The organism is Sellimonas intestinalis, assembly GCF_001280875.1.
In the GTDB taxonomy this organism is placed as follows: Bacteria; Bacillota; Clostridia; order Lachnospirales; family Lachnospiraceae; genus Sellimonas; species Sellimonas intestinalis.
The window spans coordinates 68427-94362 of the sequence record NZ_LGAJ01000015.1; the positions used below are offsets into that span (position 1 = coordinate 68427).

At 48.8% G+C, this 25936-nt stretch carries 23 protein-coding genes; 1 reads left to right on the forward strand and 22 read right to left on the reverse strand.

Annotation, left to right across the window (positions count from 1 at the left end; all coding sequences use genetic code 11):
* Positions 1-24: 24 nt before the first annotated feature.
* The 4 genes from fmt to AOA56_RS13380 are packed head-to-tail and all read right to left on the reverse strand — an operon-like array spanning position 25 to position 5243.
* On the reverse strand, positions 25-969 hold the full coding sequence (fmt, locus tag AOA56_RS13365) for a methionyl-tRNA formyltransferase (protein WP_053769873.1): 945 nt from the start codon (positions 967-969) through the stop codon (positions 25-27).
* 18 nt (positions 970-987) lie between these two features.
* The gene (gene def, locus AOA56_RS13370; protein ID WP_024733219.1) at positions 988-1455 is read right to left on the reverse strand and encodes a peptide deformylase; all 468 of its coding nucleotides are present in this window, start codon (positions 1453-1455) and stop codon (positions 988-990) included.
* A 21-nt stretch (positions 1456-1476) separates the two neighbouring features.
* Positions 1477-3705, reverse strand: coding sequence for a replication restart helicase PriA (priA, locus tag AOA56_RS13375; protein ID WP_053769874.1), 2229 nt, complete (start codon positions 3703-3705; stop codon positions 1477-1479).
* A complete protein-coding gene (locus AOA56_RS13380) occupies positions 3684-5243 on the reverse strand; it encodes a UDP-N-acetylmuramoyl-L-alanyl-D-glutamate--2,6-diaminopimelate ligase (RefSeq protein ID WP_117533950.1) in 1560 nt (519 codons plus the stop codon). The genes priA and AOA56_RS13380 overlap by 22 nt, the downstream gene beginning before the upstream one ends.
* An 83-nt stretch (positions 5244-5326) precedes the next feature.
* Here AOA56_RS13380 and AOA56_RS13385 point away from each other — a divergent pair, with 83 nt between their 5' ends.
* Complete coding sequence (locus AOA56_RS13385; protein WP_024733222.1) at positions 5327-6199, forward strand: arginase; 873 nt, start codon at positions 5327-5329, stop codon at positions 6197-6199.
* Between the two features lie 63 nt (positions 6200-6262).
* Here the strand turns inward: AOA56_RS13385 and AOA56_RS13390 are convergent, their stop codons facing one another.
* From AOA56_RS13390 to AOA56_RS13475, 18 genes are all read right to left on the reverse strand, one after another.
* Positions 6263-7807, reverse strand: a complete 1545-nt coding sequence (locus AOA56_RS13390; RefSeq protein ID WP_053769876.1) for a Mur ligase family protein — start codon at positions 7805-7807, stop codon at positions 6263-6265.
* Between the two features lie 17 nt (positions 7808-7824).
* Positions 7825-8526 carry a cysteate racemase gene (cuyB, locus tag AOA56_RS13395; RefSeq protein WP_024733224.1) on the reverse strand — a complete coding sequence of 234 codons (702 nt, stop codon included), beginning with the start codon at positions 8524-8526 and terminating at the stop codon, positions 7825-7827.
* A 32-nt stretch (positions 8527-8558) separates the two neighbouring features.
* Positions 8559-9770: a carboxylate--amine ligase gene (locus AOA56_RS13400; protein ID WP_048622181.1), complete on the reverse strand. Its 1212-nt coding sequence runs from the start codon at positions 9768-9770 to the stop codon at positions 8559-8561.
* A 68-nt stretch (positions 9771-9838) separates the two neighbouring features.
* A complete protein-coding gene (locus tag AOA56_RS13405) occupies positions 9839-11095 on the reverse strand; it encodes a DNA polymerase Y family protein (protein WP_053769907.1) in 1257 nt (418 codons plus the stop codon).
* Positions 11096-11198: 103 nt separating this feature from the next.
* Positions 11199-12017: a carbohydrate ABC transporter permease gene (locus AOA56_RS13410; RefSeq protein WP_024733226.1), complete on the reverse strand. Its 819-nt coding sequence runs from the start codon at positions 12015-12017 to the stop codon at positions 11199-11201.
* An 18-nt stretch (positions 12018-12035) separates the two neighbouring features.
* Positions 12036-12923 carry a carbohydrate ABC transporter permease gene (locus AOA56_RS13415; RefSeq protein WP_053769877.1) on the reverse strand — a complete coding sequence of 296 codons (888 nt, stop codon included), beginning with the start codon at positions 12921-12923 and terminating at the stop codon, positions 12036-12038.
* Between the two features lie 30 nt (positions 12924-12953).
* Positions 12954-14258: an ABC transporter substrate-binding protein gene (locus tag AOA56_RS13420; RefSeq protein ID WP_024733228.1), complete on the reverse strand. Its 1305-nt coding sequence runs from the start codon at positions 14256-14258 to the stop codon at positions 12954-12956.
* Between the two features lie 106 nt (positions 14259-14364).
* The gene (locus AOA56_RS13425; protein ID WP_053769878.1) at positions 14365-15420 is read right to left on the reverse strand and encodes a uroporphyrinogen decarboxylase family protein; all 1056 of its coding nucleotides are present in this window, start codon (positions 15418-15420) and stop codon (positions 14365-14367) included.
* Positions 15417-16979, reverse strand: coding sequence for an ASKHA domain-containing protein (locus tag AOA56_RS13430; protein ID WP_053769879.1), 1563 nt, complete (start codon positions 16977-16979; stop codon positions 15417-15419). The genes AOA56_RS13425 and AOA56_RS13430 overlap by 4 nt, the downstream gene beginning before the upstream one ends.
* Positions 16972-17997, reverse strand: a complete 1026-nt coding sequence (locus tag AOA56_RS13435; protein WP_024733231.1) for a methylcobamide:CoM methyltransferase MtbA — start codon at positions 17995-17997, stop codon at positions 16972-16974. Before AOA56_RS13435 ends, AOA56_RS13430 begins: the two co-directional genes overlap by 8 nt.
* A 37-nt stretch (positions 17998-18034) precedes the next feature.
* Positions 18035-18685: a corrinoid protein gene (locus tag AOA56_RS13440; RefSeq protein ID WP_024733232.1), complete on the reverse strand. Its 651-nt coding sequence runs from the start codon at positions 18683-18685 to the stop codon at positions 18035-18037.
* A gap of 84 nt (positions 18686-18769) precedes the next feature.
* The gene (locus AOA56_RS13445) at positions 18770-19672 is read right to left on the reverse strand and encodes a uroporphyrinogen decarboxylase family protein (RefSeq protein ID WP_034594797.1); all 903 of its coding nucleotides are present in this window, start codon (positions 19670-19672) and stop codon (positions 18770-18772) included.
* Between the two features lie 106 nt (positions 19673-19778).
* A complete protein-coding gene (locus AOA56_RS13450; protein ID WP_053769880.1) occupies positions 19779-20927 on the reverse strand; it encodes a double-cubane-cluster-containing anaerobic reductase in 1149 nt (382 codons plus the stop codon).
* Positions 20911-22032 (reverse strand): uroporphyrinogen decarboxylase family protein, encoded by a 1122-nt coding sequence (locus tag AOA56_RS13455; RefSeq protein ID WP_053769881.1) that lies wholly within the window; start codon positions 22030-22032, stop codon positions 20911-20913. Before AOA56_RS13455 ends, AOA56_RS13450 begins: the two co-directional genes overlap by 17 nt.
* Positions 22033-22049: 17 nt before the next feature.
* Positions 22050-22859 (reverse strand): MetQ/NlpA family ABC transporter substrate-binding protein, encoded by an 810-nt coding sequence (locus AOA56_RS13460; RefSeq protein ID WP_053769882.1) that lies wholly within the window; start codon positions 22857-22859, stop codon positions 22050-22052.
* Between the two features lie 20 nt (positions 22860-22879).
* The gene (locus AOA56_RS13465; protein WP_053769883.1) at positions 22880-23548 is read right to left on the reverse strand and encodes a methionine ABC transporter permease; all 669 of its coding nucleotides are present in this window, start codon (positions 23546-23548) and stop codon (positions 22880-22882) included.
* On the reverse strand, positions 23539-24537 hold the full coding sequence (locus AOA56_RS13470; RefSeq protein WP_053769884.1) for a methionine ABC transporter ATP-binding protein: 999 nt from the start codon (positions 24535-24537) through the stop codon (positions 23539-23541). Before AOA56_RS13470 ends, AOA56_RS13465 begins: the two co-directional genes overlap by 10 nt.
* A gap of 227 nt (positions 24538-24764) precedes the next feature.
* A complete protein-coding gene (locus tag AOA56_RS13475) occupies positions 24765-25919 on the reverse strand; it encodes a double-cubane-cluster-containing anaerobic reductase (RefSeq protein WP_053769885.1) in 1155 nt (384 codons plus the stop codon).
* Positions 25920-25936: the final 17 nt, after the last annotated feature.

Here is a 25936-nt window from a genome sequence, read left to right on the forward strand (position 1 = left end):
TACCGCTCCCTTCACCTTTCAAAATCAGTTCTCCCCCAGAATCAATCCTTCTTTCAGCGAATACCCCCGCAGAAACGCTCCGGCGTCCATCCGCTTTTTCCCCGGAATCTGAAGCTCACGGATTGTGAGACTCCCTTCTCCTGTTTTCACTGTAAACTCCTGCTTTGACACGGAGGTGATGGTACCGGGCTTTGCCTCTTCGCTTCCCGGCACATCTCCTGCCACATCCGCGTCCCAGATTTTCATTGTCTTTTTGTCCCAAGTAGTATATGCACTTGGCCATGGATTTAAACCACGAATCAGACGTTCAATCGAAACCGCGTCCCGGTTCCAGTCAATCCGCCCCAGTGCCTTGTCAAGCATTTTCGCATATACGGTCGGGCTTTCGCTCTGCTTTTCCGGCCGGATACTTCCCTCTTCCATTCTCCGTAATGTCTCGACACAGAGCTTGGCCCCTGCATCGGCCAGCTTGTCGTGGAGGCTTCCTCCGGTCTCCTTTTTATCTAGTTCAATCACTGTCTTTAAGAGAATATCCCCGGTATCGAGCCCTTCGTCCATCTGCATGGTCGTCACGCCGCTTTCCCTTTCTCCGTCAATCACAGCCCACTGAATCGGCGCCGCGCCCCGGTATTTGGGGAGCAGTGAAGCATGGACATTGACACATCCATAAGGCGTCATCTCCAGAATCTCTTTTGGCAGAATCTGCCCAAAGGCAACGACAACCATAATGTCCGCCTGATAGGATCTCAGCTTTTCCACACACTCGTCTTTGCGGATCCGCTTTGGCTGGTAGACCTCAACGCCATAGCGCAGAGCCGCTTCCTTTACCGGTGGAAACTGCATTTCCTTTCCTCTGCCCTTGGGCTTGTCCGGCTGTGTTACCGCAAGGACAACCTCATGCCCAGCCTCAATCAGCGCTTCCAGCGTCCCCACAGAAAAATCCGGTGTTCCCATAAAAATGACTTTCATACTCTGTCACAATCCTTTCTACTCTTCTTCCACATTATCATGGATTCCATCTTCCGCAAGTCTCATATACATCTGTCCGGAAAGATGATCAATCTCGTGGCAGAATGCTCTGGCAAGTAGACCTTCCCCCTCCCAGATGACCTCTTCCATTTCCTCATTAAGTGCACGGACTTTTACGTGGCTTGGTCTTGTCACAATCCCGTATTTCCCCGGAAGGCTTAAGCATCCCTCTTCTCCGGTCTGGGTCCCGTCTGACTCGATGATTTCCGGGTTAATCAGAACGATCGGTCCTTCTCCCACATCGATAGTAACGATCTGCTTTAAGATACCTACCTGTGGCGCCGCAAGGCCTACACCCATCGCGTCGTACATCGTATCCAGCATATCTTGAATCAGGATCTTGGTCCGAATTGTCATTTTATCCACCTTTTTGCACTGCTTTTCCAGTACTTCATCTCCTACTTCACGTATTTTTCTGATTGCCATGATTATTCCCTCTCTTTACTATTAAAATGCCTGGACCGGATCAAAATCAAACTGAATCCGGATCCTGGAAAATCCTTCATTGATTTCAATATATTGCTCTATTTTATTCTTGACCGCGATCAGCACCTGGTAATCTTCATGCTTCAGATAAAGCGCTTTCCGGTACAAATCCCGGATCTTTGCGACCGCAGGGCTTGCCGGTCCGATAATCTCAAGCTTTGGATCGGAACCGACCGCTTTAGCAAAAATCTTCAGATAGTAGGCTCCTTTTTCCAGGAGCGCCTCATCCTCGCTTATCATCAAAATTGCCATTAAATGTGCTGAGGGCGGATATCCCATCAGGGAGCGGAACTTCATCTCCTGCTCAAAGAAGGCCTCGTAGTCCTGTCTTGCGGCTGTCTGAATACTGTAATGCTCCGGATGATAGCTCTGGATGACTGCCTCCCCGGGAACACTCCCACGTCCGGCACGCCCCGCTGCCTGACAAAGCAGGGCAAATGTCCGCTCCGCCGCCCGGAAATCACTCATATACAAAGACAAATCCGCCGCCAGCACCCCTACCAGGGTGACATTCGGAAAATCATGGCCCTTGACGATCATCTGAGTCCCGACCAGGATATCTGCCTCCTGATCCGCAAAAGCAGAAAGAATCTTTTCGTAGCTCTCCTTCTCCCTTGTCGTATCCAGATCCATCCGAAGTACCCCTGCCTGCGGAAATTCTTTTTTGATCAGCTCTTCCACCTGCTGTGTTCCGGCCTTAAATGCCCCGATATGGGGGGAACCGCAGGACGGGCAGACCGAAATCACCTTTTCCTCGTAACCGCAGTAATGACATACCATCCTGCCGCCCTTGTGCCAGGATAATGATACGTCGCAATGAGGACATTTTACTACATATCCACAGGACCTGCAAGACAGGAACCCCGCAAATCCTCTCCGGTTCAAAAAGAGCATAATCTGTTCTTTCTTTTCCAGACGGTCGTAAATCTTTCCCCGCAAGGCATCACTTATAATAGAACGATTTCCATTTTTCAGCTCGTCTCGCATATCTACGACCGATACTTGTGCCATCTGCTGCTCTTTTGCCCTTTTTGTCAGGCGCAGCAGTCGGTATGTGCCCTTTTTGCACCCTGCAAAAGCCTCCAAAGACGGGGTCGCGGATCCAAGCACAACACTTGCCCCCTCGATCCTTGCCCGCTCGATGGCGGTCTCTCTGGCATGATACCGCGGAACCTGCTCACTTTTGTAAGTCGCCTCGTGCTCCTCATCCATAACAATCAGCCCCAAATGCTCAAATGGTGTAAACAGCGCCGATCTGGGACCGATCATCACATCGATTTCCCCGGATCTCGCCCGCATCATCTGGTCATAGCGTTCCCCGGCCGAGAGTCTGGAATTCATAATCGACACGCGGTTACCAAATACTTGCACAAATCGCATCACGGTCTGGTAAGTCAGGGCAATCTCCGGTATAAGGACAATCGCCTGTCTGCCGGCAGATACCACGGTACGGATCATTTCCATATAGACTTCCGTCTTGCCGCTTCCGGTCACACCGTAGAGCAGATAGGTATCAAACCGGGCTCTTTCATAGTCCTCCTGGAAGATCCGTATGGCTTCCTGCTGCTCCTCCGTATAAGTTATCCGCGCCCGTCCGGCGCCGGATGCCCGCACCGGATTACGAAATACCGTTTCCCGCTCCACTGTAAGGATCTTCTTTTCTTCCAGGGCACGTACGACCTGAGCTGTTACGCCAAGCTTTCTCGTAATCCATCCATAATCTACATCCTCGCTCTTCAAAAGCACTTCCAGAAGCCTTGCCCTTGCTTTCTGGTTCTTCCTTTGGAAGAAAGACAGCCACTTTCTTCCCTCCTCCACAGAAACCGTCCTGTGAATCATCCGCTTCTCCTTGGGCCGCTCCTCCTTCTTCACTGGCCAGACCGTCTTTAATGCCTGAATCATCGTCCCGCCATAGTGCTCTTTCATCCAGACGGCAAGGGAAACCAGATTCTCCTCAATACTGACGCTTTTTGGCGCTTTGCCGTGAATGGCCTTGATCTTCTCCGGATCAAAACTACATTCTTTGGCAAAGCCGACAACAAACCCCTGACGCAGCCGGTCCTGGTTTCCAAACGGTACCAGCACGCTGCTTCCGATGGCCAATCCATCCTCCATGTCTTTTGGTACCTCGTATTCAAAGGTCCGGTCCAGTTTTTCATGTGTGATATCTATAATAATTTTTGCGTACATGCTTCCTCTACTAATTCCTGTTCATCCATATGATACAATCTTCCCTGAATTTCCTGGGTTGTTTCGTGACCTTTGCCTGCGATCACTACCAGATCACCAGGACCTGCCATCTGCACTGCCCGAAAAACCGCTTCCCTGCGGTCCACAATTCGGAGATACGCCCCGCCCGTCTTTCGTACTCCCGTTTCGATATCATTTATAATCGTCTCAGGATCCTCCCATCTTGGATTATCCGAAGTGAGAATCGTAAGATCAGAAAGCCTTCCGGACACCTCGCCCATCTGAAATCGCCTCTCCCTCGCCCGCTGTCCACCGCATCCAAACACTGTGATCAACCGAGTCGGATGGTAGCCCTTTAGAGTTTCCAAAGCACTCTGCAGACTCATAGCATTGTGAGCATAATCGATCACTGCCTCCGCTCCTCCCGGAATGTGGAGGAACTGCATCCGTCCCCGGACCTGAAAATCTGCAAGTGAGGCTGATGCCGTTTCCCACGGTACGTGGCACCTGGCACAAACTGCCATTGCCGCCAGAGCATTATACACTGTAAAACGTCCCGGTGCCGGAATGGCGACATGGACTTTGCAGACGTCAAACTCTACCCCCGGATGCCCCTGCACGAATCCCTCGGCCTGAATGTGTTCCGCCCGGATCTCTCCCTGCCGGATGCCAAACGTCCCATACGGGCACCCCGTACCCGAAAAGATCTGCTCTGTGGCCGGATCATCCCCGTTTCCCAAACCTTCCCGGCTCTGAAGAAACAGTTTCCTCTTACACGCCAGATATTCCTCCCGGCTGGCATGTTCGAGCTTTCCAATATGATCCTCTCCAAGGTTTAAAAAGACACCGAGATCAAAGCAGATCCCACAGGTCCGTTTAAGCTTGAGCGCCTGAGAAGAAACTTCCATCACACAGACTCGACAGCCATTTTGGCGCATCCGTCCAAGAAGCCTCTGCAACGTGACGGCATCCGGCGTCGTATGCTCTGCCTGTTCTTTTCGTACTCCATCAAACTGACCGACCGTGCCGATCATTCCTGTACGTATCCCAAAATCCTCCAGGATCTTCCGAATCATGCACACGGTGGTCGTCTTGCCTTTCGTACCGGTCACTCCGATCATCGTCATCGTCTTCGATGGCTCCCCTTCGTATCTTGCAGCAAGAAGCGCCGCCGCTTCCCGTTCGTCATCTACCAGGATCCCTTCACACTCCGGGAATTCTCCCAAAATCTCTCCGATCGTCTCCCGCTCCTCTTTTGCGGCCACAAGAAGCCTCGCTCCACGCCTTAGCGCCTCCCTGGCATACCGGCTCCCGTTACAGAGACTTCCCCTGATACAAACAAACACCGTACCCTCCCGGCACTCTCTGGAATCGATACAGATCCCATGAATCTCACGTTCCGGAAAGTGCATACACTTAGCAAACGGTTCATACGAAAGCGCGCCCAATAATTCCGATACTCTCATAAGCCTGCATACTTTCTGACAGTTCTTACTATCAATATAAGTAATCATAGCATAATTGTTACTTTTAGCCAACCGTCATCTTCCCCGTCTCCTTGTCTTTTTCATTTCCCCGTGTTATACTGGTGGAACAAAAATGATATCATTTGGAGGTTGCTATGTTCAATATTTTTGGATGCCCGATGCACTTTGGGGTTGGTGCGCCGGGGTTAAAATACAGTCTTGATTATTTGCGAAACCGCTATGAAAATTTAAGAATTGTCAAATTGCCTGAGATTCCGATGGAGGAGGATCCGGATTGTGTATTGAAGAACCGCAATACCGTGGCCGCTACCTGTCAGAGCATTGCCCAGTATATGTATTCGGTCTTTGAAACCGGGAAGATCCCACTGTTTCTTGGCGGGGATCACAGTGTTGTCATGGGTTCCGCCTCTGCCACCAGTGTCTATATGCAGGATCATTTTGGCGAGGATACCGGCCTGATCTATATTGATGCCCATGCGGATATCAACACGGACGCCACTACCGTGAGCGGAAATATCCACGGTGTTCCGGTGTCTGCTCTCCTTGGCCTGGGAGATGAAAAGCTCACCGGATTTCTCCGTCCGGGTGCCAAGTTCCACCCGGAGAACATCGTCTATCTTGGTCTTCGTGATATTGATCCCCCTGAACTTACCATCTTAAAAGAGCAGGGGATCCGTTACTATACTTACGATGAGATCTGTGAACGGAGCCTTTCTGTCTGCCTTGAGGAGACGGTATCGTATCTCTCCCACCTGCACTACGTTCACCTAAGCTTTGACATTGATTCTATGGATCCTGCCATCATGCCTGGAGTATCTGTTCCGGTGAAAGGGGGCTTTACCGAGGCGGAGGTATACGAGATGTTCGGTACTCTGATGAAAAAGCTTCCGATTGCCGCCTACGATATCGTAGAGTTTAACCAGGAATACGACCGTGGAAACCGGACCGCTGACTTCGTATCCGAACTGGTGCATTTCATCACAACCTCCGACCGAAAAGATGCATGATAATATAGTCGTAAGGAAAGGGTGCCGCAAGATGATCTGTCTGATCATCCGCGGCACCCTGAACTATTTTCTCCGGCAAGTGCTTTCGTGAATCTGGTCATAACTTTCCAGATACTTTTTCACATATTCTACATCTGACGGACAGTCGATATACTCGCTTCCATACTTCTGACGTGTCTCATTCCCCTTGCCTGTCACGAGAATCACGGTCCTGTCTTCTGACTCCTCAATAGCTGTACGGATCGCCTCTCCCCTGTCTTCGATCATCACGTACGGACAGTTCTGTGCCTGCACATACTGTGCAATATCTCCGGAGATCTCCTCTACCGGCTCATAGCCCGGATCCTCCGCGGCCAGGTACACCTTCTGTGCGTACTGTCCGGCAATGGTCCCCAGATCCTTTCTGCGGATATAGGCTTTCTTTCCCGGACAACCAAAGACTGCCTTGATGGCATAGTCCGGATATTCCTCCCGGATGGAGGAAAACAGCTTCTCAAAGCTTAGTTTATTGTGGGCATAGTCCACAATGGCAATGATCTTTTTATCCTTGCTTGCGTAGAGTTCCATACGGCCGCTGGATCTGGCTCTTAAAAGTCCCGAATGAATACAGGAATCCGGAATGTGCAGGATCTTAGCCGCCGCGATCACCGCCAGTGCGTTCTCTACATTGAACAATCCCGGCATAGTCAGACAATAGTCCTCCTCCCCCTCTTTGGAGCGCACGGAAAATTTCGTCTCATGGCCGTCTTTCCGGATTTGGTATGCATAGTAATCCGCATTTTCATCTTTCTGGCTGATCGTCGTCACATCGCCAGCCGCCTGAGCTGCCTCCAGAATCCGGTCCGCAAAATCCGCATCCAGATTCACCACCGCATGGTCGGTCTGTGCGAACATCCGCATCTTGGATGTAAAATAATCCTCAAAGTCCGGATGCTCGATCGGGCTGATATGATCCTCCGAGATATTGAGGAAAATCCCAACATCAAAGCGCATCCCATCGACCCGGTTATATTTCAGTGCCTGACTGGAAACCTCCATCTCGGCAAATGTGATGCCGCAATCGGCCGCATTGCGGAAATGCCGCTGCAGCTCCATAGCCTCCGGCGTGGTAATATGAGACTCCACTCTGCTCTTCCCGTCATAAATATCAATCGAAGAAATAACTGCGCTTTCCGGCTTTCCCGTCTCCTCCATATAATCGTCCACGATGGCTTTCATGTAATATGCGGAAGTCGATTTCCCTTTCGTGCCGCCGACCCCCACAACCGTCAGCTCCTTCCACGGAGAGCCATAAAAAGCATTGGCCAGAATCGCCATCGCCTTTCGTATATCACTCACAAGAAGAAATGGCACATCCTTTCCGGTCTCGTACTTCCTTTCACTGATATAGAGTACCGCACCCTTTTCAATCGCGCTTACTAAATATGTTTCCTTAAAAGCCGCACCTTTACAGATAAACATAGTATTGGCTTTCACTTCACGTGAATCATAGGTCAATACATCCGGATGCGTCTCCTCCTGTCCGTAAAGTGCCGCCTCCATGAGCAGGCCACTTGCCTCCATCAAATCTGCATATGTTTTCAAGGTATCGCTTTTCCTCTGTGACATCTGTCTTCTCCTTTACTTTATTGATAGCAGGCGCCGGATCGTATGATAGACTCCCGGACAAGAACGTCCATAGCGTCCAGACAGATCTCCGGAAGCACATGATCCTGTTTAAAAACGGAAATTTCCGTACACGCCAGGATCACCACATCACAGTCCTTTTTGATGAACTCCTCCATCACCCGCTCAAATTTGTGATAATTTCCTTTTTTCCCGGCCTTGACATCATCATAGATCAAAGACATCACATCCCTTTGCCGCTGTTCGGACGGTATGATCTCCTCAATGCCATGGGACTCACATTCTCTGCGGTAAATCCCTGCGGACACGGTGCCGTCGGTTCCCATAATCCCGATTCTTCTGACATTCTCAAAATGCTCTTTTGCGTATCGTACCGTCTCGCGCGGCATGTGGATGATCGGAATTTCTGTCATTGCCTGAATCTGGTCGTAAAAATAATGCGATGTATTACACGGGATGGCGATATGCTCTGCTCCGGCTGCCTCCATAACTTTCAGATCCCCCTCCATCGCCTGCAAAAGCGGATCGCACTCCCCGCTTTGAATCGCCTTTGTCCGGTCCGGCATGGAGGCATGGCTTAAAATCGTCATGTCCAGATGTTCCTGATCACAATCCGCCTTCGTATGCCGGATCACTTCCTCGTAAAAATATGCGGTAGCCTCCGGGCCCATGCCGCCGATAACCCCTAATTTTTTCTTCATAGTCCCTCCTTACATTCTATCATGTCCACCGGTCAATGATAATATTTCTGAAACTTGATGAAGTGGCTGAAATGCGTCCGCATCATCCGGTACAATCTCGGAAGTCCTAAGTCCCCTTTCTTAAAGACCGGGTTGACGACCTTTCCTTCCCGGATCAGCTTCTTCATCTTTGCCTTGGACTGTGCATCCTTTACATACTTAAAAGCCACCGCTTTCGGGACAACCATCCAGAGATGCTCCTCCTTCGCCGTCTCAAAGCTCAGCTCTTTTCCATAGACGTATTCCTCCACAATGTACTTCGCCACATTAAAACCGGAACCGGTCACATAGTAATTGCTTCTTCCCTGTCTCGTATTGATCTCAAAGAACTTGTACTTTCCATCTCTTCTGTCAAACTTGATATCAAAATTGGAAAATCCCACATAGTGCAGATCTTCCAGTAAATTTCTTACCCTCTTCATCAGTTCCTGATTCGGTTCCGTGATAATGACCGCATGATTTCCAAGGCCGTGCGGCGTATGCTCCTCAAGCAGCACATGTCCCAGGCACATCATCTTTACTTTCCCATTTCGGTCTGAGTAGGAGGTCAAAACCCGCATGTACTCATCGTTTCCCGGAATCATATCCTGAATAATCAGATCATCGTCATAGCCTGCATCGTAGATCTCCCGGATCACAGAATTCAGCTCCTGTCTGGATTGGATCGTGTAGACTTTCTTCTGGGTGTCAAACGGATGCTCCCAGTACTTGATACTGTCAGACGGTTTCAAAATCACCGGATACGGAAAATCAATGGTAAAATCCATGGACATTCCATTCTTGAATACAAAAGTTCCAGGATAGTCAACGCCATGTTTCTCGCACAGCTTATAGAATGTCTCCTTCTGCTGCAAACTGTTCATCAGATCAAAATCAATATATGGGGCGATGATGTTGTCGTCAAGCTGATCTTTATGCTTGCTGATCAGCGCCACATAGCTGTCTCCACATCCGATCAGTATGATCTTTTTATCCTTATGCTTCCTTGCGAAGCTGTGAATGGTCTTTAAAAAGTAATCGTCCGTATCAATCTTCGGATTGGCATGATATTCAATCATCCGGCTCTGATAGCTCGGTCCGGTCGGATATTTCCCGAAGATATATGTCCTGACCTGGTACTGCTCATAAAAAGCTCTCGCAACACTGTAAGTATTGATATCCCCGCCCAGCAGAACCGGTATGAATTCTCTTGACACAAATTCCATAATTTCTTCCTCTTTTCTCCTGTTTCACGTCGTTTTATTATACCCCTCACAGAAACGGCTGTCAAACGCTATCCCTGATCTTGTGGATCCTTTTCTTCTTTCTTCTCCTGTTTTTTGAGAAATGCCGCACGCATGACCGCATCGTCCCCAAACTTTTTGCGGATCTCATCGAGCGCACGGTCAAGCTTCCGGTGCTTCTGATCCTGTTTCCTCTCATTTTTCGTTTCCCGCACCTCTTCCAGGTAATCAAAGAGATTCATCTGCTGGGGCGCGCTCTCCTCTTCCAGCCGGGAAGCGCGAATCCCAAGGAGCCGTATCGGCGTCCCGTCCCAGAGTTCTTCAAAGAGTTCACATGCTCTCTGATAGAGAATCGTGTCTGACTGGGCAGATGGCGTCACCTGCATCTGGTGGGAAACATTGCGGAAAGTAGCGTAACGGATCTCCACGGTAATACTCCCCGCTTTTTTTCCTGCTTTTCTCAGCCGCCTGCCGACACTTTGGGCAAGCATCAAGAGGACTTTTTTTGCCTCCTCTTCCGTCTTCGCATCCTCAGACAGGGTGGTGGAATTGCCGATCCCTTTCGCCTCTTCTCCTACTGCCTTCACAATATCGTCCCCCCGGCCGTTGGCAAACTCCCAGAGAAGTCTGCCATGGCTTTTCAGATGAATCTCCAGATAATCCGGATCTGACCGGGCCAGTTCCCCGATGGTACGGATCTCCAGCTTTCTCAGCACTTCCACGCTTGCCCTTCCCGCCATGTAAAGCTCAGAGATGTCAAGCGGCCACATCTTATCCCTGATCTCCTCTGGAAAGAGGGTGTGCACCCGGTCCGGCTTCTGAAAGTCGGACGCCATCTTTGCCAACAGCTTATTCGTAGAAATTCCGATGTTGACCGTAAAACCTAATTCCTCCCGAATCCGGTTTTTGATCTCAAAGGCAGCGTCAACAGGCGTGGAAAAGCGGTGTGCGATTCCCGTAAAATCCAGAAAGCACTCATCAATACTGAGCTGCTCGATATCCGGAGTATAGCTCTTTAACAGTTCCATCAGTCTTTTGCTGTACCTGGCGTACATCTTGTGGTCCGGCGGTTCCAACCGAAGCATCGGACATTTTCTGAACGCCGATACGACCGGTTCTCCGGTGCGGACCCCGTATGCTTTCGCAGGTATCGATTTGGCAAGTACAACTCCATGTCTGGATTTCTTGTCCCCGCCGATAATACAGGGGATCCCACGGAGGTCCTCCTCCCCACGCTTTAAGTATTCGATCGCTGTCCAGCTTAAATACGCAGAATTGACGTCAATATGAAAAATAATATGCCGCATCGTCATTCCCGCCTTTCCTCTTTGCTACTTTCTATGGTAACAGCAAAAGACGCGGGATTCCAGTGAAATCCTGCGTCTTGGGTCATCTTTTTTATTGTGCGTATTATCCTTTCATTCCGCTGATGGTGATTCCCTCTTCAAACTTGGATTGGAGAATCAGATAGAAGAGAAACGGTGGAAGGAAGGTCACGGCCGCTCCTGCCATGACAAGTCCTACATCGGTGTCATAGGCTGTCCGCATCGTGCTGATGGCAAGGGGCAGAGTACGCATCGCATCCTCCGTCGTCGCAATCAAAGGCCAGAGGAAATTGTTCCATGCCCCTACAAAGGTAAAGATCGCAAGGGTCATCATTGCCGACTTTACAAGAGGCAGAATCACCTTCCACAAAATCTTCATATCTCCCGCACCGTCAATCTTGGCGGACTCAATCAGCTCTTTTGGCACCCCGATGATCGCCTGCCGCATGATAAACACCCCAAAGGCAGTCGGAAGCGGCAGAATCAGCGCCTTGAATGTATTGATCCAGTCAAATCCCCTGACGATGAGGTAAAGTGGTACGATGATGACTTCAGATGGTACCACCATCGTCATCATCAGGAAGAAAAAGATCTTGTCATTCCCCCGGAATTTGAGCTTTGCAAAAGAATATCCCGCAAGGCAGCTAACCAGAAGGCTCAGCCCCACTCCTCCAAACGCGACAATCATACTGTTCAGCAGATACCGAAAGAAATGATTCTTCGTAAAGATTTTAACGTACTGCTCCAGCGTAATCTCCGACAGGCTGATGCTGAAATCGTAGGCATTCACCGTACTTTTCAGCGACATCAACAACATATAGATAAACGGGAGTACGCAAAACACCGCAGTAATCAAAAGAATGATATCACCGAGAATCCCCGGCAGCTTTTTCTTTATTTTCATGGCCTGTCCTCCCTTTTTCTATATTTCAGAAGCTTCTCTCTTCATAAAGCCCTTTTGCAGCACCAGAACCGCCAGAACAATGAGGAACAAAATATTGGATACCGCCATTGCGTACCCGGCTTTTCCCGTCTTAAACGTCAGATTGTATGCGTAAAGTACCATGGTCGTAGTCGAGTTTGCCGGACCTCCGCCTGTCATCGTGTAGATCAGTTCAAAGCTCTGCAAAGAACTGACAACGCTTAAAAAGATATCCATAATAATAGCCGGCTTCATCAACGGCAGTGTGATGTAGCGAAAGCGCTGTAAACGCCCGCCACCATCCACTTTTGCCGCCTCATAGTAACTGTCCGGAATCGACATCAAAGTAGACAGATTCAAGACCATATAGTATCCGAACCCTTTCCACACCATAATCATAGCTACCGTCACGATAGCTGTCGTACTGCTTCCAAGAAGCATCGCCGTATCCACGCCAAAAAGGGCAAAGAAGTCCGACAGTACCGGCGTTCTGCCGTTTAAGATCGTCTTCCATACCGTTCCTACGACTGCATTCGAGGAAATGACAGGAATAAAAATCGCTGCCTTGGCAAACTTGCCGATCAGAGAATGTTTTCTGGATGCCACCAAAATGGCAAACAGCACAGACAATACTACCTGGAGCGGTACTACAAGTACCATCACTTTCAACGTATTTATCACGGCAAGATGCATCTTCGGATCCGTCAGCATCTTTTTGTAATTGTCAAACTGGATAAACTCCGGGTCCAGAAGCAGGTTGTACTTTGTAAAACTGAACACCAGCGAAATCACCACTGATCCGACCACGAATGTCAAAAGGATCAGACTGATCGGCATCACATACCCGTAAGGCGCGATGGAGGATAAAAATTTTCTCCCTTTTTTCATCTTTACTCCTTTTTCAATCCGGAAAGAAAACTACTCTTTGTCTGCCCAGTATTCATCCAGCGCCTGATCTCCATAGGCTGCCGCGTCATCCAGTGCTTCCTTCGGAGTTTTGTTCCCTTCCATCATTCCCTGAAGCTCGGAAGCCAGATTCTGAAGGATATCACTTCCGCAAGGTCCTACCTGAAGTGGACGATATTTGTCTCTGTCCTCAGTTACGATGCGTTCCATCTTCGCGTCTCCTTGATATGGTTCGCTCTTTGTAAGAGGAGCTCCGGACGCGATCTTGTGATACTCTGTCATAAATTCAGATCCTGTGATGTACTTGATAAGCTTCATGCAAAGCTTAGGATTCTTGGCCTGGGAAGATAAAGTCAGACAGTCTGTTGCGCCGAATGTACCGTAATCTTTGTTCTTTAAGGATGTCACATAATTCCAGTTCAGATTCGGATAAGATTCCTTAAAGAGTGTCTCCTGAATCGCAGAAGAACGTGTCACGCCAAATGCAGCTTTACCCTGACCGAAAATCGTGGAGAAAGCATCTTCTGCTGCCAGTGACATCATATTCTCCGGCATATAATCCTTCAGGCTCAGGAAAAACTCTGCCGCCTCCTGACCTGCTTCATTATTGAATTTCACCGTCTTATAATCATCATTGTAGATATCCGTACCGGACTGCCATAAGAGGCTGTAGAAGTACGCATTCAGAAGATACAGCATGTTCATGCTTCCGTTATTAAAGCCAACCGCATATCCGTACTGATCCACTTTGCCGTCGCCATCTGTATCCTTCGTCGCTTTTTCACAGATGCGCTTGAAGTCATCCCATGTCTGCGGCGGCTGTTCTCCCAGCTCGTTTAAAATATCTTCATTATAGTAAAGAACAAACGGGACGCCTGTTACAATCGGGAATCCATACTGTCCGTCCATCATATATCCGTGATCCAGGTAGAGATACTCCTCTTTATCCTCGTCCGTAATATATTCGGTCATATCCGCAACCGCTCCGGAATCAATGTAAGTCGGGAACATCTCCGCATACATATATCCAATATCCGGAAGTTCCCCTGAAGCCGCCCCTGAGCTCCATTTCTCCTCATAGTTCTCCCACGGCTGAACCTGAATATCAATCTCACAGTTGTTTTCCTCTTTGAAGTCTTCCAGAAGCGGCTCCCAGTTTTCCAACAGATTGTCGTCCAACGGCGGGCACCACATTGTGATTGTTTCTTTTTCTCCGTCACCGCTCTTCTTGTCATCGTCCCCGGACTTTCCGCATCCTGCCAGAAGTCCTGTCACCATAGCAGCACAGAGCAGCACACTTACCAGTTTCTTCTTCATGTTCTCTCCTCCAAACATCTTTTGAAATAAATTGATAGCATATCTATTATAGCTGTGTCAGTCCGCCTCAACAAATCATTAATTTCTATACCTCTATAGACATTCTCTATAGTCCTGCCATTGTCCGCACTTCATCCATCCAGATATCCAGTTTTTTTAAATCCGTATTGTACGGAACATCACACCCACTCGCACTGATATAACCCTTTGGGCTTCCCTTTGCAAGGTCTGTTTCCCTGCGGATTTCCTCCCGCAGAGTCTTCTCGCTTCCCTCCAGCAGACACTCCACCGGAGGAAGATTGCCCACGATCGTCATCCGGTCTCCAAGCGCTTCTTTTGCCTCCCCAAGATCCATGATATTGTCAAGGCTGATAGCCCGGATCGGCATCTCCCGGAAATACTCCCACACTTTTTTGGTATTCCCGCAGATGTGAAGAGACGGTCGTTTCCCGGTTTTTTCCTCGGCATACTCCATAATCTCTACAAGATACGGGTACACCAGCTCCCGGAAATACCGTGGGGAAATGAGCGCCGGGGAAGCAACCGGATCTGCCAAGCGAATCCCGTCCGCAAAAGGAGCGACCATATCTACACAGTTTTTCATCGTATCCGTCACGAGACGCAGCAGTCTTTGCACCTGCTCCGGCTCCTTCCTCAGATCCCGGAGAAACTGCTCCACGCCCCGGAGATTGGCGGCAATGGTAAAAGGCCCTCCGATACTTGGAGCCACGTCCACAATGCCGTCCGCCGCCTCTTTCATGCGCTCCATTGCTTCCCGGAAAAACAAAAGGCGTTCTGCGTTTGCGGCACTTGCCGGCTCCATCTCATCTAACATCCGGTAATCTTTAAGATACGCACCATCAAAGTACGGCATCCCCTCCTCCGGGTAGACGACCGTACCGCCAAGGGACTCCAGAATGCCGCAGGTGTTCGGTCCAAGACTTAGCTCATCGTGTCCCAGCCTGGTAAATGCCGCCAGTTCTGCCTCCACCATCTTTGCGGCGTCATGCCAATACTCCCGGCTGGAGATTCCCACAAGCCGTCCCGATATCTCTCCAATAAACGGAATGACCGGAATCCGATCCGTCTCCTCTCCCCGCTCCATGGCAATCCTGCGCTCATGGGGCGTCATGCGGTCCCGTCTGTTTGCTTCTGCTCTCATCTTTCACTGCCTCCCTTTTTCCCCGGAAAGATCATACTCTCCGTAAAGATCCGCTCATAATTCTCCGTTTCCGCCAGCTCCATATATTCGATATCTGACGCCAGCGCTTCCATCTTTGCTTTCATCTTTTCGGACATGAGGGTCATGTACGCCCCGGTCTTGGAGGAATTCCCCACATACACCAGGCGGTTCTCCACCTCTTCTGGCAGGATGCCCACCCCGGTCAGGAATTCTGCCGGTAGGTGTGCTCCGAACTGACCCGCAATGAGTACCTTGTCCAGATCCTCCATCCCGATGCCTGCTTTCTTTAACAGTGCCGTAAATCCGGACAGAATCGCTCCTTTGGCAAGCTGCACCTGGCGGACGTCTCCCTGGGTGATAAACAGATCCCGCTTCTCGTCGAGCACAAACTCCCGCTTTGTACCATTGAGCCGGATCAGATGCTGCCGGTAATCTTCCTCACCCAACGCTTCTTTCTTCACAAAAACACCTGTTTTCTTTACGATACCTGTGCGAAGCAGTTCTTTGACCGCGGCCAGAATCCCGCTCCCACAGACACCCTTCGGAGGCATGTCTCCGATGGACGTAAGAAGAACACCTTTCTCGGTGATTTGCACGTCCTCCACCGCACCGTCCTCCGCCCGCATCCCACAACTGATGTTCATTCCTTCCAGAGCCGGTCCTGCCGCGCAGGAACAGCTCAGAATCCGTCCGTTACTTACCAGAACAATCTCGCCGTTGGTTCCGATGTCGATAAACAGTACCCGGCCCGGTTCCTCTTGCAGACCGCACACACAGACTCCTGCCACAATATCCGCCCCGATATAGGCGGAAACCGACGGCAGACAGTAAACGATCGTCTCCTCCCCTGCCGTCAGCCCGATCTCTCTGGCACGCATGGTCTTCGCTTCTGTAAAGGCAGGCTGATACGGCGCCCTTCCGATGGACCGTGCGTCCACGCCAATCAGCATATGCATCATCGTACAATTCGCTGCCACATCGATTTCCCGGATCTCCTCCCGGGAAATCCGCGCCTCTTCACAAAGCTTTTCCAGTTCCATATTTAACGAATCCACGATCGCTTTCCGCAGCTCTGCTGCTCCGGTCTCTGGATGATCATACTCGTAAGTGATTCTGGTAAGTACATCTTGCCCGAACCGTTTCTGGGCATTGAGCATGGAACCTTGAGAAAGTACTTTCCCGTCTGAGAGACGCACCAGATCCATCGCCACCGTGGTAGTACCAATATCCACTGCCACCCCATAGCCCTCCCGGAATTCCTTTTCAAATTCCGGCATAAAACCTGTTGTCAGCACGTTTCCTTCTTTCTCTTCTCCCAGAAGCTCTACCTCCAGATCTTCTGTCACCTCTACCAGACAGGAAAGTCGAACCCCCGCCTTGTCCCCGGACAGAATGTAAACCTTGCACTTTCCACAGGTGCCGTTTCCATTGCACGGATTATCCACAAAAAAGCCCTCCTTTAAGAGGGTTTTTAATAGATTGGCTCCGGTCTCACAAAGAATGATTTTTTTGCTTCCCTTTACGCGAATCTCAGGCATGGGTTTCCTCCTTTCTGACCGCCGCTAAAATTGCCCGGATATTAGCAAGCGGAGAACGCATCCCCAGACCGCATGCCGGTGCGATGATGTCGGAACCATTTTTCACACAGTTTTCGGTCAGAGTTTCTACCTTGTCCGGCTCCCCGAATTCCAGGGTGTAGGTGCTCACATTTCCCATGAGCGTCCGGTCTTTGAGCTCACTTCTCGCTTCTTTCATCGGCACGACCGAATCAAAACTCAGTGCGTCGCTGTGAATCTCATTCACCTCTTTGTACACCGGATTCATATGACCGCAGATATGCACGATCGTCTGTGCTCCCGCTTCCTTCATGGCATCCACAATCTGATTGACATAACGAACGGTAAACTCTTCGAAAAATTTCGGTCCCAGGATTTCCCCGGTGGCACTCGGATCGGAAAGAGCGATCACGTCCGCTCCTGCCTCAATCTGCGCCTTTCCAAAACGGATAAGCTGATCGGTCACGAACTGCATGTACCCATGGGCGTCCTCATTCTTTTTACGGAGCTCTTTATAAAAGATGACCGGCTCCATCACCGAACTGGCTGTACTTACCGGTCCGGTTAAATTTCCAACAATCGGGACGTCATTTCCCTCCGCTTTCAGAATCCGGATGGCATCCAGCACGACACGTGCCCGCCCATGCTCCGGATCAACCGACGGCAGCTTCTTCCAGTCGCTCACTGTCTCCATAACGTACTCCGTCACATGAGGCTCATAGGCACTGGAGCCTAAATCCACTTTCGCCCCCATCTCTTCTGCCTCGATCGTCATGCAAAACGGAACCCCGTAATTTTCAAAGCATCCCTGTTCGTAGACTGCTTTTGCAAGTCCCGACATCATCGCCGCATCCGTGTGCGCCTGCGGCAGGTAAATCTGAACGGTCTGCATCAGTTCTTCTGTTATCATATTCATCATGCCGCCAGGACAGATACATGGCGTCCGATCCGCCTTTTTCCCGGAAAGCACGGTCTGTAATCGTTCTTTTGGTGTAAACATTTCTTTCTCCTCTTCTTTTTGCTTCCCCATTCGTTTCCTATGCGATCTGAAGCAGATTTTTCGCAAGCCGCACCGCCTCCACCGCATTCTGGGAGTAGCCGTCCGCCCCGATCTTGTCCGCAAAGTTTCTGGATACCGGGCCGCCGCCTACCATGACTTTGACATCCTTCCGGATTCCCGCTTCCTCCAGGAGATCAATGACCGTTTTCATGCCACCCATCGTTGTGGTCATCAATGTAGACAGGCAAACCAGATCCGCATGGGTCTCTTTTGCCGTATCTACAAATTTCTGAAGCGGAACATCTCTGCCCAAATCGATCATCTCAAATCCGGCTGTCTCCATCATAATTTTAACGAGGTTCTTTCCGATATCGTGGGTGTCTCCTTCCACAACGCCGATGACTGCTTTCTTTTTACTCTCCGGGTCCTCTTCCGGGAGATACGGCTTTAAGACACTCAGCCCCGCATACATGGCATCCGAACAGAGCAGCACGTCAGTGACGAAATACTCTTCTTCTTCAAACAGGACGCTGGTACGGTTCATCCCATCGATGAGCCCTTCCATAATCCCCTCCAGCGCCGGATACCCGGCGTCGATAAACTCCTGGGCAGCCTCAGCCACATCGTCTTCTTCCATATCGACAACACCGTCGGACATTCTCTTTAATAATTCTTCTTTCAAACTCATGGTTTTCCTCCTTTGTCTGCTTTCCGGCAGATCTGAAATCTGTTTTCTGTCTGCCAACACAGGCTCTCTTTTTCTATTTCTTTCTTATGCGTGGCTTTCTTTAATCTCTATCGTCATCAGCTTTCCATTTGTAATCTTTGTCCCGCTCCGGTTGATGCACATCTGGGATGGAAACTGCGCTTTCCCAATCGCACAGACACAGGCTTCCTGGTACGTCATCTCTCCCGGAAGTGGACATTCGCCTCGCTTTCCAAGGTCTGTCCCGATCAGGGCAAACACTGTCTTCGGACAGAGAATCATCGCCATATCATCTCCCAGAATGTCAGCGGCCTTTTTCAGAAACGGGGCAGTAAACGTTCTTGTCATCCATTCCATGGATTTCGGCCCCAGAATCCGCACACTCCCGGCGGAATCCGCATAGCTTACAAGCCGTACTCCCGCCTTTTTGACTTCCACAAGCAGGCGGAGCATCTCCGTCTCTATCATCCCGAAAATCTCCTCCATCTGATCCGGAGTTTTCCGGATTCCTTTGAGAATGTGCTTCACATCAATCAATGTATTCCAGATCGTCAAAGGACCGGACATCTGAAACAGCACTTCCTCCCCCTGCTTTCGCAGTTCCCGGCAGACATCGAGGGTTTCTTTCATCCTCCCGCTGTCAAAATCCATTCCCGAAATCGCTTTTAACTCCTCAAGACTCTGACAAATAGGCTTCTCTGCTCTCGGCCCTGCCGTCTCATTTCCATAACGCACGTTCCCGCCCATCGCCCCGGCTTCCAGTGTATGATCAAACGGAATCGTACAAAACGGTTTCCTGTTCTGTTCTTTTTCCAGCTTTGCAAACCGCAGGATCTCTTCCATCTTTACATAAATCTCCGGCACCGGAAGCTGGTATGTCCGGATCACTTCTAACATCCCGTGATCGCTGTCTTCCGGTCTGCACTCATAATCCTGAATCATAGAGTTTCCACCTCGTTTCTGTCTCATTCCCTTCTCTGTCTGTTAGTACTATTATACATGAGAATGGGGAAAAAACAATTTCTTAAAGAAAGAAAAAAGAAAGACGCTTGATCTAGGCGCCTTCCTTTCCTCTTTAAAGCATTTCCACAAATGCTTCCATCCTTGTCTTTAACTGTCCTTTGTCTGCTGTAGAATAATCCGTTTCCAGACAAAGATATGGAACCTGACACTCTTCTCTTACCATCTGACCGACTACGCCACTCTCAATCATGTATGTATGACAGGCTGTCAAAACAACCTCAATCACCCCGTCGATTCGGTATTCCCGGATCATTTCCTTTAATAATGCCATCCGGTTTCGATCCGGAGACATAACAGAGCAACCAATCTGAAGATAATAATCTGCCAATGCCTCATAAATATCTTCTGCTTCTTCATCCACCAGCCGGTCAAAGGCTTTCATTCCATTACAGTTTTCAAAAGCAGCCACCGTAGCTCCACATGTCTTGGCAGTCTTTACTACTTTATCCACAACCCCGCCAATCGGGCAGCCCGTAATCAAAATCCTTGGTCCTGACGTTGTTCTCCTGCTCTGCGTTTCCTTGCGGATACGTTCTGTCAGATTTTGTACTTCTGTGAGAATCTCATCTGTATAAAGCTTAAACCAGCTTCCATACAGCACCTGGAACAGCTCATAGCCTGACATCGGAACCGGGTCCTGTTTCATCAGCCCACAGAATTCCTTTAGTGCCTTTCGGATCTGATTATTCTTCCTGACTGCCAGCCTGACACTCTCATCCGAAATGGAGATACCAAACTTTTCTTCTAATCTTTCTTTCAGACGAAGAATTTCTCCCTTCCAGAGCACTTTCCCCGCTTCATCCTGTACATTTGGAAGATGCATGACGTGGACATCTTTGATTCGTCCCAGAAATTCAAACATTTTTTTCTTTCCGTCGCAGGTTGTCTCTCCCACTACCAGGTCAGAAAAATAAAAGTACGGGCAAGTATCTGTCTTTGCAAATCCATAGCTGGACTGAATCAGGGGACACAGATTCTTCGGGAGATCCTTTTGTGCCTCTTGAATCGGCTCTTCTGACGTTCCGCAAAGTCCAACTGTCACCGCTCCCATTGCCATGGCGATCTCTTTCGGAAAATAGGTGCAGTAGGAGCCGATCACGGGGATTCCTTTCTCTTTGATCTCTTTCACTTTCAAAAAGGAGGCCTGACGCTGTCCGGCAAATTCCGCAAACTTTTCTGGCAAATTATTCCGACTGTTCATCTGCTTTTCTTCCCCCGGTTTCTAAAATTTTCATTCCTTCCGGCATCTGTCCCTTTCTTGCGTGTCTTCCATAAATCCATGCACTGTTCATTAGTGCAATCAGATTTTCTTTTGGAGTCAGTACCGGAGTCGTACAGCCCGGACAAAGCGTAAAACCTTTTGGATTATCCACCGCCTGGGACAGGCACCGGATCACGGACTGCCGGATCATCTCCGGCGTCCCGTTCTTTAAAACATCCACAGGCTCAACATTGCCGCTGATTCCGATCCTGGTTCCATAGGCGTCTTTTAACTCTTCCATATTTTCGCAGTTATCAATACTAAAAGATGAAATCCCGCTCTCCACAATCGCGTCCCACCGGTCTTTTGTCTTTCCACAGATATGGATTCCCGTTCCACCTTGAAAACGGTTCATCGCCTCCACTGTTTCAGAAAGATATGGCAGTACAAGATCCTGGAACTGCTTTTTACTGATGATATTACCGGATGCCATCGGTTCCGAAAGACTGATGGAAATGCCGAGCCTCTCATGCAGATCTCTGGCACAGGATATCACACAGTCTGTACTATAACGAAGCAGTTTCCTGATCTCGTCCTTTTTCCTGACGCTGTCCCGTAAAAACCGTTCTGTTCCCACCAGGCTGACTGCCGTCGTAAAGGGTCCCGCCATTCCGGTAGAAATGATCTTTTCTTCATGAAACCGGTCTGCCAGACGGTCAAATGCTTCTACAAGAATCGGCAGTCTTCCGTCTTTTGTAATATCCGGAAGCGCCCTTCCTTCCAGCTCCCCATAGGACTCGATGGCCGGTTTTTCGATATAGGAAACATTATTTTGCGAATATTTCAGCTTACATCCCAGTGCCTCCGGCAGAGTCCGAAGACCCAGGCCCATTCCCATATTATCGATTCCAAAATCCTCCGCAAGCCGGGTTTCCACTTCCACCATATCATCCACTGAAAAATAGCATCGGCTGATCGGAATCCCATACAGCAGCGGACCCGTTTCACTGGCCGTCAGCGTGACCGGAATCCGGTCTACTTCCTCCCCTTTTTGGTAGGCAGTCAGTCTCTCTTTCGATGTCATCTCTGTTTTGATTCGTTTCATGTTATCTCCTGCTTATCTTAGAATAATGGAATTAGAACTCCGCCTGCTTCCGCAAAATATTCCGACAAGGCGTCGCACTGCGCAGCCTCATCCAGATCTTTTACCCACTCGGCATCCTGGTCTTCTTTTCGCACGACAAAACCAAGGCTGTAATCCGGGCCATCGGAAGATTCCGCAATAAAATCATCCGCATCCAGTCCCGCATTATACATATGCTGTCCGGCAACGACAATCGCATCCACATCTTCATATGACTGTGGCAGTACGCTCATTTCTGCCTCAATGAATTCCAGATTTTTCGGATTTTCCACAATATCGTACACAGTCGGGGTCTCAACATTCTCATCCAGTTTAATCAGTCCCTGCTCTTCCAGAAGTTTCAGACCTCTTGTTTGATTCGTCGCGTCATTACACAGTCCGATCTGTCCTCCCTCCGGAATCTCTTCCACAGAATCATGTTTAGAAGAATACATCGCAAACAGCGGGTAATGGGTATATGGCTCAATCATTACAAAGTCTGTTCCATTTTCCGCATTGTAGCTGTCGAGATACGGCTTGTGCTGATACCAGTTAACGTCGATACTGCCCTCCTCCAAAGCAACATTCGGCTGAATACTATCGTCAAAAGTTGTAATATCCAGATCATATCCTTTCTCTTTTACGCTGTCACGGATGGACTCCGCCATATCAATACCGTCCGCTCTCACTCCTAGTTTGATCGTTGTCTTCTGGTCTTCCCCTTCTGTCTCCTTGTCTTTTGACGCTCCACAGCCTGCCATCGCGAGCAGAACGATTGCCATCATCATACTTACCATTTTCTTTTTCATGTTTTCTCTTCTCCTTTGTTTTATTTTAATTTTTTATACAGCCAGTCTCCAAAATACTGGATAAAAATAACGAGAATAATTAAAATTACCACAATGCTGTACATGATCTTTTCATTAAAATTCTGATATCCATACTGTAATGCTGTCGCTCCCAGACCTCCTGCCCCGATAGCGCCTGCCATGGCAGTCGCCCCTAACAGATTAATAATGGAAAGGCTCAATCCGGAAATAATCGACGGAATCGCTTCCACAAACATCACTTTGAAAATGATCTGGATCTTGGATGCTCCAAACGATTTTGCAGCCTCAATCAAAGCCGGATCGACCTCCTGAAAACTGCTCTGGAAAATTCTTCCCATAAACGGAGCCGCCGCTACCGTCAGCGGAACGATCGCCGCCTCATCGCCTATAGAGGTGCCCACAATCAGTCTTGTAAGCGGGATGATGGAAATCATTAATATGATAAACGGAAAGGACCGGATGACATTCACTACGAGATCCAGACACTGGTGGACAACCCGGTTTGGAAACAGCCCGTCCTTTCTCGTCCCTACCAGCACCACACCAATCAGAAATCCGATCAGTGTTGCCAGGATTCCTGAAATCAGAAGCATCTTGATCGTTTCCAACAAAGACGGAACAATCAGAAGTGAAAAAATCTTATCCCATGTATAGTTTTTTAATCCCATGATTCTCCTCCTTTTTCCGTCTCCAGTTCTTTCCACTGATAACCCTTTTTGTCCAGGTACTGTTTCACATTGTCTGCATTACCATCCGATACATTGATCACAAACAGCCCCATCATGCTGCCCCGGTATTTTTGAATCTTTCCATCGATCACGGAAAAACGGATGTGCAATTCTTCTGACATGGCGGTAAAGAGCTCCCCGTCCTTTTCATCTCTGATATCATAGGAAATCTGAAGCGTACATCCTGTCTTAGGCAATTCTCTTCCTTCTTCCCCCATCAGCCTCATCAAAGCGGCCGGCTGGTTTAAAAAGATCTGACGCACATCACCCTGTTCTGCAATTTTCCCATTTTCCAGAATAGACATCTTATTACAGACTCTTCGTACCACAGACATCTGATGGGTAACAATCACAATAGTAATTTTCAGTTCTTTATTGATCTTAAGCAGCAGATCCAGAATCGAATTGGTAGTCTTTGGGTCCAATGCAGATGTTGCTTCATCACACAGCAGAATTTTTGGGTCCATGGTCAGTGCCCGAGCTATTGCCACCCGCTGCTTCTGTCCTCCACTCAACGTCCTTGGTTTCACATACAACTTCTCTTTTAGTCCCACCAGTTCCAAAAGCTCTTTTACTTTCTGATCCCGCTTCTGTTTCGGCCATCCCCAGCACTCCATCGGAAGAGCCACGTTGTCATACACGGTCTTGCGTTCCAGAAGAGAAAACTGCTGAAAAATCATACCGATATTCTTCCGGAATTCCCGAAGCCGGAGTCCGGACAGCTCTTTTACCTCACAGCCGTCTACTTTCAGGCTTCCCCCCTGATATCCGGTCAGACCGTTAATACACCGAAGAAGGGTGGATTTACCAGCTCCGCTGCGCCCCACAAGTCCATAGATATCACCGTGTTCTATTTTGAGACTGATATCTTTTAAAACGGTCAGATCGGAATCTTCAAATGTTTTCTGTAAATTTGTGATCTCAATCAAATTGCCTTCCTCCTTACTCATCTAAATGAGTATATCGTACAAAAAAATGAATTTCATCGTTGGGAATTCCAATTCCACTTCCCTTCTCTGTGCATAAAATATAAAAATCTGTTATATTCAATGTTTTTTTCTATAACATTACTTTTGTTCATTGCATTTATCTATAAAAGCCGGAGCACTTGCAGTATTCTCTGCCCGTGCTCCGGCTTTGTTATCCTGTTTCTGTTTTAACTTAACATTTCCACAAATGCCTCAATTCTGACTTTTAAACTTTCCCGATCTGCCTGGGAATAGTTGGTCGTTACGGCGATGTATGGGATGTGTTTCTCCTCATTGACAAACTGAGAGATACTGATTGATTCCATTGCCGTAGAGTGGCATCCTGTCAGAATCATCTCAATCACTCCGTCCACCTGGTATTCGTCAATCATTCTTCCAACCAGTTCGATCCGGTTATGGTTCGGTGACATAATGGAACAGCCAATTCCGAGATACCGCTCGGCAATGGCTCTGTAAATATCATCACTGTCCTCCTCGATCATCCGGTCAATCGCTTTGACACCGGTACAGTTTTCAAAGGCAACAGCCGTTCCTCCACACTCCTCGATAATATCGATCAGTTTTTCCGTATCTCCGCCCATTGGACATCCTGTAATCAGAATCCGTATCTGCCGCTCTGTTTTTTCTTTCTCTTCATATCTTTTCAGAATCTCATCTGCCAGATGATTCATATCTCCAATCTGATTCTGAAAATCCAGATTATACTTACTTCCGTACAGAACCGTAAACAATTCCTTCCCTGTCATCGGAGCCGGATTCAGTTTCATTGTTTCATAAATCCGCTTCATTGCCCTTCTCTGCTCATTGCTCAGTCTGACTGCTTTTTGTAAATCTTCTTCCGTAATCACGAGATTGAAGTGTTCTTCCAGATATTCTTTAAACCGTATGATCTCTTTTGTCCACAGTCTGAGTGCCTCCTCAGACTGGGTATTCGGAAGATTCATCACATAGACTTCCTTAAACTCTGCCAGCATCTCATACATTTTTTTCTTTCCGTCGCAGGTTGTCTCCCCCACGACAAGGTCCGAAAAATAAAAATACGGACATCTGTCTGAAACAGCATATCCATAACTTGACTTTATCAATGGACAGATTTCTTTGGGAATTGTTTTCTCCGCTATTTCAATCGTTTCATCGGAGGAAGAACAAAGGCCGATTGGAATTGCCCCCATCGCCAGAGCAAGTTCCCGCGGAAAATAGGAGCAGTACGCCCCAATCACCGGAATTCCTTTATCTTTATACTCTTTTACAGTCAGAAAAGACTGCTGCTTTTTCTGTGCCAGCTCTTCAAAAATCTCCGGCAGCTCCCTGATTACATCCATATCCTCAATCTCCGCTC

Bases quoted from the DNA above. Each gene is read 5' to 3' on its own strand.
- fmt (WP_053769873.1), bottom strand. From the start codon at position 969: ATGAAAGTCATTTTTATGGGAACACCGGATTTTTCTGTGGGGACGCTG.
- def (WP_024733219.1), bottom strand. From the start codon at position 1,455: ATGGCAATCAGAAAAATACGTGAAGTAGGAGATGAAGTACTGGAAAAG.
- priA (WP_053769874.1), bottom strand. From the start codon at position 3,705: ATGTACGCAAAAATTATTATAGATATCACACATGAAAAACTGGACCGG.
- AOA56_RS13385 (WP_024733222.1), top strand. From the start codon at position 5,327: ATGTTCAATATTTTTGGATGCCCGATGCACTTTGGGGTTGGTGCGCCG.
- AOA56_RS13390 (WP_053769876.1), bottom strand. From the start codon at position 7,807: ATGTCACAGAGGAAAAGCGATACCTTGAAAACATATGCAGATTTGATG.
- cuyB (WP_024733224.1), bottom strand. From the start codon at position 8,526: ATGAAGAAAAAATTAGGGGTTATCGGCGGCATGGGCCCGGAGGCTACC.
- AOA56_RS13400 (WP_048622181.1), bottom strand. From the start codon at position 9,770: ATGGAATTTGTGTCAAGAGAATTCATACCGGTTCTGCTGGGCGGGGAT.
- AOA56_RS13405 (WP_053769907.1), bottom strand. From the start codon at position 11,095: ATGCGGCATATTATTTTTCATATTGACGTCAATTCTGCGTATTTAAGC.
- AOA56_RS13410 (WP_024733226.1), bottom strand. From the start codon at position 12,017: ATGAAAATAAAGAAAAAGCTGCCGGGGATTCTCGGTGATATCATTCTT.
- AOA56_RS13415 (WP_053769877.1), bottom strand. From the start codon at position 12,923: ATGAAAAAAGGGAGAAAATTTTTATCCTCCATCGCGCCTTACGGGTAT.
- AOA56_RS13420 (WP_024733228.1), bottom strand. From the start codon at position 14,258: ATGAAGAAGAAACTGGTAAGTGTGCTGCTCTGTGCTGCTATGGTGACA.
- AOA56_RS13425 (WP_053769878.1), bottom strand. From the start codon at position 15,420: ATGAGAGCAGAAGCAAACAGACGGGACCGCATGACGCCCCATGAGCGC.
- AOA56_RS13430 (WP_053769879.1), bottom strand. From the start codon at position 16,979: ATGCCTGAGATTCGCGTAAAGGGAAGCAAAAAAATCATTCTTTGTGAG.
- AOA56_RS13435 (WP_024733231.1), bottom strand. From the start codon at position 17,997: ATGTTTACACCAAAAGAACGATTACAGACCGTGCTTTCCGGGAAAAAG.
- AOA56_RS13440 (WP_024733232.1), bottom strand. From the start codon at position 18,685: ATGAGTTTGAAAGAAGAATTATTAAAGAGAATGTCCGACGGTGTTGTC.
- AOA56_RS13445 (WP_034594797.1), bottom strand. From the start codon at position 19,672: ATGAGACAGAAACGAGGTGGAAACTCTATGATTCAGGATTATGAGTGC.
- AOA56_RS13450 (WP_053769880.1), bottom strand. From the start codon at position 20,927: ATGAACAGTCGGAATAATTTGCCAGAAAAGTTTGCGGAATTTGCCGGA.
- AOA56_RS13455 (WP_053769881.1), bottom strand. From the start codon at position 22,032: ATGAAACGAATCAAAACAGAGATGACATCGAAAGAGAGACTGACTGCC.
- AOA56_RS13460 (WP_053769882.1), bottom strand. From the start codon at position 22,859: ATGAAAAAGAAAATGGTAAGTATGATGATGGCAATCGTTCTGCTCGCG.
- AOA56_RS13465 (WP_053769883.1), bottom strand. From the start codon at position 23,548: ATGGGATTAAAAAACTATACATGGGATAAGATTTTTTCACTTCTGATT.
- AOA56_RS13475 (WP_053769885.1), bottom strand. From the start codon at position 25,919: ATGGATGTAATCAGGGAGCTGCCGGAGATTTTTGAAGAGCTGGCACAG.